7 protein-coding genes are annotated in these 10,285 nt (G+C 57.8%); 3 read left to right on the forward strand and 4 right to left on the reverse strand.

From position 1 onward, the window contains the following. Window positions 1-1,711 (reverse strand): heparin lyase I family protein (locus AC1D00_RS11620; protein ID WP_477010766.1); only part of this gene is annotated, 1,711 nt, incomplete at its 3' end. 845 nt (window positions 1,712-2,556) lie between these two features. Between AC1D00_RS11620 and AC1D00_RS11625 the strand changes: the two genes are divergently transcribed. Beyond that, on the forward strand, window positions 2,557-3,819 hold the full coding sequence (locus AC1D00_RS11625) for a nucleotide sugar dehydrogenase (protein WP_211433911.1): 1,263 nt from the start codon (window positions 2,557-2,559) through the stop codon (window positions 3,817-3,819). Further along, window positions 3,800-5,203, forward strand: a complete 1,404-nt coding sequence (locus AC1D00_RS11630) for a glycosyltransferase family 4 protein (protein WP_477010767.1) — start codon at window positions 3,800-3,802, stop codon at window positions 5,201-5,203. Before AC1D00_RS11625 ends, AC1D00_RS11630 begins: the two co-directional genes overlap by 20 nt. Before the next feature lie 96 nt (window positions 5,204-5,299). Here the strand turns inward: AC1D00_RS11630 and AC1D00_RS11635 are convergent, their stop codons facing one another. Then, a complete protein-coding gene (locus AC1D00_RS11635; RefSeq protein WP_477010768.1) occupies window positions 5,300-6,007 on the reverse strand; it encodes a class I SAM-dependent methyltransferase in 708 nt (235 codons plus the stop codon). Window positions 6,008-6,329: 322 nt separating this feature from the next. On the opposite strand from AC1D00_RS11635, the gene AC1D00_RS11640 reads away from it, so the two are divergent. After that, the gene (locus AC1D00_RS11640; RefSeq protein WP_477010770.1) at window positions 6,330-8,417 is read left to right on the forward strand and encodes a heparinase II/III family protein; all 2,088 of its coding nucleotides are present in this window, start codon (window positions 6,330-6,332) and stop codon (window positions 8,415-8,417) included. A gap of 90 nt (window positions 8,418-8,507) precedes the next feature. On the opposite strand, the gene AC1D00_RS11645 is transcribed toward AC1D00_RS11640, so the two are convergent. Both AC1D00_RS11645 and AC1D00_RS11650 read right to left on the reverse strand, forming a co-directional pair. Beyond that, the gene (locus AC1D00_RS11645) at window positions 8,508-9,545 is read right to left on the reverse strand and encodes a polysaccharide deacetylase family protein (protein ID WP_477010769.1); all 1,038 of its coding nucleotides are present in this window, start codon (window positions 9,543-9,545) and stop codon (window positions 8,508-8,510) included. Between the two features lie 302 nt (window positions 9,546-9,847). Next, window positions 9,848-10,282: a glycosyltransferase family 4 protein gene (locus AC1D00_RS11650; protein ID WP_477010771.1), complete on the reverse strand. Its 435-nt coding sequence runs from the start codon at window positions 10,280-10,282 to the stop codon at window positions 9,848-9,850. Between the last annotated feature and the right edge of the window lie 3 nt (window positions 10,283-10,285).

The raw sequence follows: 10,285 nt of genomic DNA on the forward strand, positions 1-10,285 counted from the left end.
GCAGTACGAGTCCGCTGTCGACCTGCGCTGCCGTCAAGGTGATGTTATTCCCCCGGAACGTCTGACCATCGAGCTTGTCGGTGATCGTCTCGTACTTGGGCAACCCTGTGATGTTCAAGGTCACGACGTCGTTGGAGTCGGTCGTGGTCACCGTGGTGCCTAGGTCGACGGAACCGCCTCTTCCGGCCACCCAGAGCGAGTGATCCGCGACGGTGAGGACCGGCTGGGTCGCTGACGGCGTCGGCGCGGTCGGCGTCGTCGGCGCAGTTGGATCGGTCGGCGTCGTCGATGCCGTCGAAACCGCCAGGCCGGAGAAAGTCTTCACCGCAGCCGACAGGTTCGCCGCAACACCGCTCGCGTCCTTGATGCTCGCGCCGCTCGGCAGGTTCACGCCGGTGATGGCGAGCGCCGAGGTGCTGGTATCGGTCGAGGCGACAGTCGTTTTGAAGGTGAGCGTACCCGTGCCCGAGCCGCCGAAGTAGGTGGCCTTGCCGCCGTCATTGAGCGACAGCGTGGGCGTGCCTGTTACCGTCACGGCCTCGTTGAAGGCGAGCGTCAGCGTGATCGTGTCCCCGACGTGCTCGGTACCCGTTCCCGGAACAGCCGTGGCTTGGGTTACCGCCGGCAAGATCGGGTCGATCTGGAGACCGGTGAACGTCTTCACCGCACCCGACAGGTTCGCTGCATTACCGCTCGCGTCCTTGATGGCCGTACCGCTCGGCAGGTTCACGCCGGTGATGGCGAGCGCCGAGGTGCTGGTGTCGGTCGACGCGACAGTCGTTTTGAAGGTGAGCGTACCCGAGCCCGAGCCGCTGACATAGGTGGCCTTGCCGCCGTCGTTGAGCGACAACGTCGGCGTGCCCGTCACCGTCACGGCCTCGTTGAAGGCGAGCGTCAGCGTGATGACATCGCCGGCATGCTCGATTCCCGTTCCCGGAGTGGCCGTGGCCTGCGTCACCGCCGGCTGGATCGTCGGCGTCGTCGGCGTAGTTGCCGCCGACCCGGTTGTCAGCGTCGTATCTCGATATTCGGCGGCAACGGTCTCGGTTGGACCTGCGTTCCGATAGAGACCTTCCATCCAATAGGTCGGATCCCCATAGCCCAGGGGGCCATGATAGTTCACAACCTGAGTCCCGTTGATCGAGACCTGCAGATACCCACTGCTGGTGTTGGAGAAATTGGCCTGGATTTGAATGTCGTTAAACTGGCCAGTTTTAATGGGATTGGGGTCGGTCCACAGCGTCATCATATGAAGATCGCTGGACGAGTTGCTGGGATTGCCGCCGGGCAGGCAATAGCGAGCTACAACCTGCAGATGGTCGCCAGAGAGTTGGATGGCGAATGGAGGCGAGGTATGCACACCACGAACCAAGTCGTTATTGTGCATTTCTCCAGTGGTGAACCAATTTGCGGTGTTCGTAAATGACCCATTGGGGCCATTTGCCTCCACCATAAACTGATAGCCTATGTTGACCGGAGTGCCGGGCTGAATGTACTGCGCGGAACCGTCGATGTTGGCGCGATCGACGGTTCCTGCACTATCGAACCAGGTATAATCGCCAGGTCGAATTTCGAAGCGCAGAGTTTGGGAGTCAGGATTGGTCAGGCTATAGCTCTTGCCAGCTGTCTCCACTCTGTATGCATCGCCACCGATATCGAAGAGGTTGTTCACGGTAGACGTAAAGTTCGTGATTGTGCCGGTCGTATCCAATTTCAGGCCTCCGAGTTGCAGAGTGTCTCTTTGACGTTGACAAGGGAATTCCACTGCCGCGCACGCGATGGCGCACGACATACCGCGTGCTCGCGAGCGCGTGGCATCGCGAGCAGACTTTCATAGCAGTGGGATTTGAAGTGGCCCCCCCGACTGCTGGGCCGGTTGGTTAATGAGCGAGTATGGCGAAAAAAATAAGCGAGTAAGGCGAAAAGGCGAAACCGCAAATGCGGCCCGCCTGTGGCAGCCACAGGCATGTGTCTGCAACTGTTGCTGATTTTGGCGATGCCGCCATGGGGGAAGCAACAGAAGTATCCACTGTTGATACCAATGTATGGGCTCGCGAACGATCTTCTCTCGCCCGACAGGACACGGGGCTCTGTTGTACCGGCCCGGTCCTGCATGTTCGATTCTGTGTGGCCCGCCGGATGACAGCGTCCATTCTGGAAGAGCGGGAGAGGTTCTCCGGTATTACCGAACCGCGCGCCGCACGAATCCAAGTGCACATCAACGGGAGAGTTTTTCAGCACATGTACTGGCTGCCGACGTAGCGCCTTGGCGGCAGCCCATGAGCCACTTCGTTCCGGGCGTGAAGACTTCATCAAGGGCGGCAGCCATGCCTGACCAAATAAGCGATGCAGGACACAATCGAAGAATTCGATAGCTGTGTTCGACCCGCTAAAGTTGCATTGGCCTCGTTTCTATGGCAGCGGCGATGAAGTTCATCACCGGAGTACTCCCGACTAGGTAGCCACTCAGCCCCGGCGGACACCCTTTTGCTTGCACTTGCCCGGAACGCCTCAAGGCTATGGTGGCGGGAGGAAATGCGATGATGAAGAACCACAATGAAAATTGCAGTGTTCGGACTTGGTTACGTCGGCATGACGCAGGCCGCTTGCCTGTCCAAGCAAGGTCGCGAGGTTGTCGGAATCGACGTCAGCGATGAAAAGATCGCGATCGTCAATGCCGGCAAGTCGCCAATCACGGAACCCGGCCTCGATGAGTTTGTAGCACGCGCTGTCAGGAAGGGCTTGCTGACCGCCACCAAGGATGCGAGCCAGCATCTCGACAGTTGCGACATTGCGATCGTCTGTGTGGGAACGCCCAGCGCGGCCGACGGATCTCATAACATGAGCTACGTCGTGGAGGTCTCCCATCAGATCGCGGAGTTGATCGGTCGCGGACGAGCGAAGCCGTTGACCGTCATATTTCGCTCCACGATGCGGCCCGGCACGATCGAGGACTTGATCTTTCCGATTTTCGAAAACGAATTGAGAGACAGGATCAATCTCGTCGAGCTCGTCTACAATCCCGAATTCCTGCGCGAATCCGTTGCGATCCAGGACTTCTTCAATCCACCGAAGATCGTGATCGGGACGAAGGATGGTGAACGGTGCGCGGCTCTTGACGAGCTGAACGCGCGGGTCGATGCGCCGGTCTTCTACACGACCTACCGTGCAGCGGAGATGACCAAGTTCGTCGACAACACGTTCCACGCGTTGAAGGTTGCCTTTGCCAACGAAGTCGGTCGCGTTTGCGATAAGCTCGGTATCAGCGCGGCGACTGTCCATAAGATTTTCACATCTGACACAAAACTCAACATCTCGGCCCGCTATTTGAAGCCGGGTGGCGCGTTCGGCGGCTCATGCCTGCCGAAAGACGTTCGCGCACTCCAATACATCGCAAGCGATGTCGGGGCCTATACCCACCTCGTAGATTCGCTTCTCCGATCGAATGACGCGCATAAGAACTTCTTGTTTGAAAATTGCGTGAAAGCAGTTCCGGCGGGCGGGCGGGCACTGATGCTCGGTCTCGCCTTCAAGGAGAACAGCGACGACCTTCGCGAGAGCCCCAACATCGATCTGGCCCGCAAGTTTCTCCAGGCGAACATTCACCTGTCGATCTACGATCCTCATGTCGATCCGTCCAAGCTGTTGGGCCAGAATCTTGGTTATGCTTTCTCGAGCTTGCCCGCGCTCCGTAAACTCCTAGTCGCAAAATCGACCGCCGAGTCGGAGCTGTTCGACCTTGTCATCGATACCCGGGGATGGGCCAAGAGCATGGCGTTACGCACGAAGTGGGTCATCGATGTTAACACGCTTTCGTGACGGTCATGGTGCCGGCCGCTCTGGTCAAGCGGCCGCAGCACAATCAGCCAAGTCGGTTGCCCGTAACGGCGAGCTTTGCGAATTGGTCGGCTTGGACGCGAACCTTGCGGGCTCGGCCCGCGACGCATCGGCTGCACAAGCGACCCTCAACGGTTCGGCTCGTCGGCGGGTGCTCATTATTGTCGAAAACCTTCCGGTGCCGTTCGATCGCCGAGTGTGGGCGGAAGCGACCACGCTGTCGCGGTACGGGTATGAAGTGACTGTCATTTGTCCCAAGGGGCCGCAAGCAACGGCATCATTCGAGGTCATCGACGGGGTCAACGTCTATCGCCACTGGCTGCCGTCAGAAGGACGAGGGCTGCCAGGCTACCTGGCCGAGTACAGCGCGGCACTATTTTGGGAGCTCGTGCTGAGTTTGAAAGTTCTCGCAAAGCACGGCTTTGACGTGGTCCATGCGTGCAATCCGCCGGACCTCGTTTTCTTGATCGGTGCATTTCACAAGTTTCTGTTTGGGAAGTCGTTCATTTTCGATCACCACGACATCAATCCGGAACTTTACGAAGCGAAATTCGGACGGCGTGGTCTTCTCTGGCGCGTCATGGTTCTGTTTGAACGCCTTACCTTCGCACTGGCCGACGTATCAATAGCGACAAACCAATCATATCGGACCATTGCTCTTGAACGAGGGAAAATGAATCCGGACCGTGTGTTCGTTGTGCGCTCCGGCCCGAACCTTTCTCGCGTGCGGTCGCTTCCACCGGACCCGTCCTGGAAGAAGGGGCGGGAATTTCTGGTCGCCTATCTAGGGGTCATTGGAAAGCAGGAAGGGATCGATCTGTTGCTGGAATCGATCAAGCACATCCGCGAGACGCGAAACCGCGATGATGTCCAGTTCGTCATTGTCGGAAGTGGGCCGGAACTGGAGGCAGTCCAGAAACTTGCAACTGCCCTTGATCTGGATGACCTGGTGACGTTCGCCGGTCGCGTTGATGATACGACGCTGTTCACCATACTCTCGACCGCGGACGTCTGCGTCAATCCGGACCGGCCGAACGCGATGAACGACAAATCGACGATGAACAAGGTCATGGAGTACATGGCCTTGGGGAAGCCTATCGTGCAATTCGATCTCACCGAGGGGCGCGTATCCGCTGGAGAGGCTTCCTTGTATGCAAAAAATACGGACACTGCGGAGTTCGGTGACAAGATACTGGAGCTCATGGATGATCCGGTGCGACGTGACCGTATGGGCGCGTTCGGCCGGAAACGGATCTACGGCGAGCTCGCTTGGGACTACGAGATGGCCAAACTGCTAGGCGCTTATGATAAAGCTTTCAGCATGAGATATTCATCTGGTCGCCTGCGGCGCTACAGGTTCATGTGAACCGGATTTAAAGCGTGGAAGAAGCAGCTTCAGGATCCGCTTCTATTTGGGGGGCGAGAGGCCAGGGGAGACCGGTTCGAATGATGCGAACTGCCGCTATTCGCGGGGACGTGCCGCGATGAGGATCATGTTGTTTGCACGGCTCGGCGAAAGAAGGGGCGCCAAGAAGCGATTGAATCGATCGGCACCACCAAAATAAGAAAATTCAACCGGCGTAAAGCCACTAACTTCCAGATATTGTTCCAAATCGGCGAGGGTCACGAAATGCTGGAGATACTTGATGTACTCCGGCCGGCCAGTAACGCCATGCACGGCACGAACGAGTTTGCGCGAAATGGAAGCTCGATTGGACATGGAAAAAATCAGCGTGCCCTGTTTCTTGAGCAGGCTGCGCGCAAAGGCCAGTGCATCTGGCACAGAGTCCATATACTCGATGGCGCTTGATGAAATCACGACATCGGCTTGGGGCAATGTTACCTGGCCCGGTATGGGCAACCTGCTCTGCCGGAATTCGATCCGGTCAGAAAGTCCGCACGCAGCGGCATTCTTACGCGCAACAGCGAGCATCCCCTCTGCTCCGTCGATGGCAGTAACACGCTTTGCATATTGAGCGAGCAGGGAAGTGATAGCGCCACTGCCGCAGCCGAGATCGTAGGCCAAGTCGGCTCCGGAAGCGTATTTTGCCAGATACGCTTTCCAGATCTTCAGGCGCTCCAGCCGGTTGGAGTCATAGGAATAACTTTGATCGAACTCGATTGCGATGCTGGTGTGAAAATCGAGGGCGTCGACCGGTCTCTGTTTCATGCTTCTCTCTCGAGATGCATCCATTCGGATGCGCCAATGCTGGGCTGAAATTGCATCGCGGCTCGACCAGTTTAAGTGACAAGGGTGGGAGGGGCAAGACGCGGTCGTAGGGAGAGCGAGGTACCACCTCGTATCTACGCCGAAGTACCGCGAGAAACTGCTATAGATGAAGCTGTATCTGGGGCAGCTACTTCACGATCTCGCGCCGCAATTCAGGATGCCTTTGCGTGTAGAGCCTCGTGGGGCAGCCGGAATTGATCCGGCCATGCCGGGTAAGTCGTCATGCTGATTGAACGAACATGATGGTTGCTGATTGACAGATGTGCTCGGCGCCTCCGACAATCTTGAGGCATTGGCTGATTGGCGCGCTCAAATGAATGCTACCTGGTACTTTCGACGTCTGCGTGCAATGGATCGGAATGAGATTTGCGCCCGGGTCAGAGATCGGGTCGTGCAGGCGTACTGGCGACATCGTTTCTATGCACGCGGTGGCACGCCGCGGCCAAACACAGTAGCTGACAAGCTGCAGTTCCGCGGAGGGCTCGATCGCTCGATGGCAGCGGAGGCGCCGGAGGCGCCGCGCGACGCCTTGATAATGGCCTCGGATGCACTTCTGGAAGGACGCTGGTCGACGTTTTCCGTCGAGCGGAAGGACGTGACACCGAACGTCGATTGGCATCTCGATCCGAAAAGCCAAGTGACACTTCCCCGGAACGCATATGCATTCGACATTCGAATACATGGGGACGGAATTGGCTTCGAAACGAAGTATGTGTGGGAGCTATCTCGGCATCACCACACGACCATGCTCGCGATGGCCTATTGGTTGACGGGCAGCGTTCCTTACGCCGAGGCCGCTGCTGGTCAGATCAGGTCGTGGCGAGCGGCCAACCTGTTTCTCAATGGCGTACACTGGTCCAGCGGGATCGAGCTTGGTATGAGGCTGATCGCATTCGTCTGGACACGCAGACTGCTTGCGGATTGGAAATACGCGAAGTCCAATTTCGAGAATGACAAAGGCTTCGTCGAATGTGTTTACCAGCATCAATGGTTGCTGGTCCGGCGAATGAGCTCGGGGTCGTCCGCCAACAACCATTTGATCTATGAGGCTACCGGGCTTTATCTGGCGACGTGCAGTATGCCCTGGTTTTCGGAAAGTGCGGCTTGGCGCGCGAAGGCCCGGGCTATCCTGCTGAGGGAGTTCCGGAGTCAGACCTTCGAGAGCGGCATCAATCGTGAGCTGGGCAGCGGCTACAACGCTTATGTCCTGGAAGCGCTCGTGCTTTGCTTGATTGAAGGGCAGTTGAGCGACGATCCCTGGCCGCCTGCCGCCTGGAATTTAGCGGCGGATATTGTTTCTCGACTGGCCGATTTTACGGATCATAGAGGTCGTCCTCCCCGGCAGGGCGACAGCGACGACGCGCAAGGTCTCTTGTTGGACGCTCCAGGCTTCAGCCAATGGATCGATCTTCTGCAACTCGGTGCGGCGTGGTTTGGCCGAGCTGCTTGGTGGCCGGGTCTGAACGAGCGGCCGCTACGGTCGTGGTTGTGGGATCGCATTGTGAAGCCGCCAGGAGGGCTCACGTACAAACTTCACCAGAGCAGAAATTCGTTCGCGCCTGATGCGGGACTCGTAATCTTGCGCTCTGAGAGCAACACTTCGAATGAGGTTTACTGTGTCTTTGACGCTGGGCCGCTTGGCTACCTCTCGATTGCTGCCCACGGTCATGCAGATGCCCTGGCGATCGAGCTGCGCCGCGGTGGCCAGCCTATCCTGGTTGATCCCGGTACATTTAGTTACAATGCTTCCAAGGCCTGGAGAAAGTATTTCCGGTCGACTGCAGCGCACAACACGCTCGAGGTGTGCGGCGCGGATCAATCGGAAAGTGGTGGACCGTTCCTTTGGACGAAGGCGGCTCAGGCGCTCCTAGTTGAAGCGAGTGGTCTGGAGGAGGCGCTGCCCGTTGCCACTGCTGAAGGAAAACATGATGGCTACCAGGGACGTTTCGGAATCACTCACCGCCGGCGGGTTGAGCTCAACCGCGAACGCCGTGAGTTGAACATTGATGATCAGATCTCCGGTGCTGGTGGTGTGCCGGTTCGACTGATGTTTCACTTGCATCCGGCCATCGGGTGCGCTCTCACCGGCAATACGGCTCAGCTTTCCTGGTCTGGCGAGAATGGACGAGAACAAGCCGAGATTCTCTTGCCCGAGCTGATGACCTGGCAGGCAGTTTCCGGGACGAAGGACCCCTTGCTCGGCTGGTACTCCCCTTCCTACGATGTCGTGGTGCCCGCGATCACCCTTGTCGGAAATGCCCGAGTTGGCGAGTCTTGCAACCTTCGAACCACAATAAGACTTGGTTTGCCGGCTATCGGCGACGGAGGGGGCTTGGTCGACGATCGCTAGGTTAGGGATTTCTTATGTTTCGCCTAATCGTACTGCGTCAGAAATCGTGAGGCGTATGGACCTCGATTTAGATACGGATATCCGCGCAGCCTAACCAATACGCTCGCGAGGCGCCGCCGTTGAGTCGGCCCCGCGCTGCTCCGCGGTCACGTAGCGCGCCTGAACCGCCTCGATGATGCCGCTCATTCGAGCCCTAAAGCCTGAAGGACTGTAAACGCCGATCCTGGGAAGTGCAAAGTGGTTTACCTTGCGATCGTGCAATCGCCACTGTCGTGTTGTTACGGCAGTTTCAAATCCCACTTCGCTCGCCAAACGCTCTTCACGGGGGCCGCACGAGCCATACGGATATGCAACGTGCCGAACGGGCAATTGAAGTAGATTCTCGAGATAACCGCGGTTATCGGCCAGTTCGGATCGTGCCGACGGCTCGTCGAGGGTGGCAAGCGCGGCGTGTGATGTCGTATGTCCGCCGATTGACGCAAGCGGATGACGCGCAAGAATGCGGAGCTCGCGTTCGTCCAGGAAATATGCGTCATTCAATGCCGCCAGCGAAATCCCATTCTGCTTGAACGTCGGCGCGAGCATTGCACTGCGCCGGTAATCCTGGTGAACCCATTCGGTCACGTCGGTCAATGCCGATCGCTTGCTTCGCATGTCGAAACAATGGAACCGGCGGCCTAACGCGTCGATTGTCACCTCGTCTCTCGAGAGAAATAACCTGCGCAAACCCAACCACCACGTCTGCATCGATCGTGTAGGGGCGCCAGTGGGCACGTACACCGTGAATGGCGCATTATGTCGCTCCAGGATTGGAAGCGCTACCGAGACATTATCGCGGTAGCCGTCGTCGAAAGTCAGAACCGCATAACGGCGCGATCGATCATTCGTTGCCAGCTTCTCAAGACATTCATCGAGGCTGACGATTGACCATCCTTCTCGTTGCAGCCATTCGAGCGAATACTCAAAAAGGGAGACTGATGTTCCGGTCATCAACTCCGACTGACAATCCCGCTGTATCTCATGAAACAATATGATGACCGCTCTAGCAGCGAAGCGTGCGCGAAGGAACGGCAGTTCTCCAACCTGACTCGCGCCGTAGTACAGGCAATTCTTCAGAATGTGGTTCATGTCGGCTCTCCACTTCCGCAGGGGCAGCGCTGCCTTATCGCGGGACTGCTGTAGCGTGCCGGGCTCGGTCGGATCCTCTGGGCGCAAGGCGACTTCCCTCGAGGTTCGCCAGTGAGCCATAATGGAGTGTGCTCCGTCACCCTAAGCAAGTGTAGGTTATGAGTTTTGAGAATAGGACACGTCGAGCGAGTTCATCGAGGGCTGAGTGGTTGCCCATTGTGAGTACTCCGGAAGATGACCGCGGCACGCCCGCTCGCCTCGATCCGCCGATCAATGCTATGAGACCGCCGATCTGGTAGGCGTCATCTGCCAGGCGTGGCGAACGTCTTGGTCCGTTCGGAAAGTGAAGCGCGGTCGGAGGAATTCGCTGTTCTGTCCGACGCTCCGCGCCACACGTCTACAAGCCTATCGACGTAAGCACTGATCTCAAATCGGACAGCATGCTGGGCCCGCGCTTGCCCCCCAAGGCGGGCACGAAGAGCGGGATCCATCAGAAGGCGCTCCAACGCCGAGGCCAGAGCCGGAGCATTCTTTACGGGTACCAAAAGGCCCGTCCTCTCGTGCTCCACAATCTCTGGCACGGCTCCGACCGGGGTGCAAACAACCGCCAATCCATGAGCGAAAGCTTCTACCACGCACATCGGCAGGTTCTCGACCAAGGAGGGCAAGACAAGAATATCAGCCGCCTGCAGTTCAGCCGTTACACCGTCGTCGTCGAGCCATCCCGGTACCTTCACGCG

The organism is Bradyrhizobium sp. P2_E8, assembly GCF_056403875.1.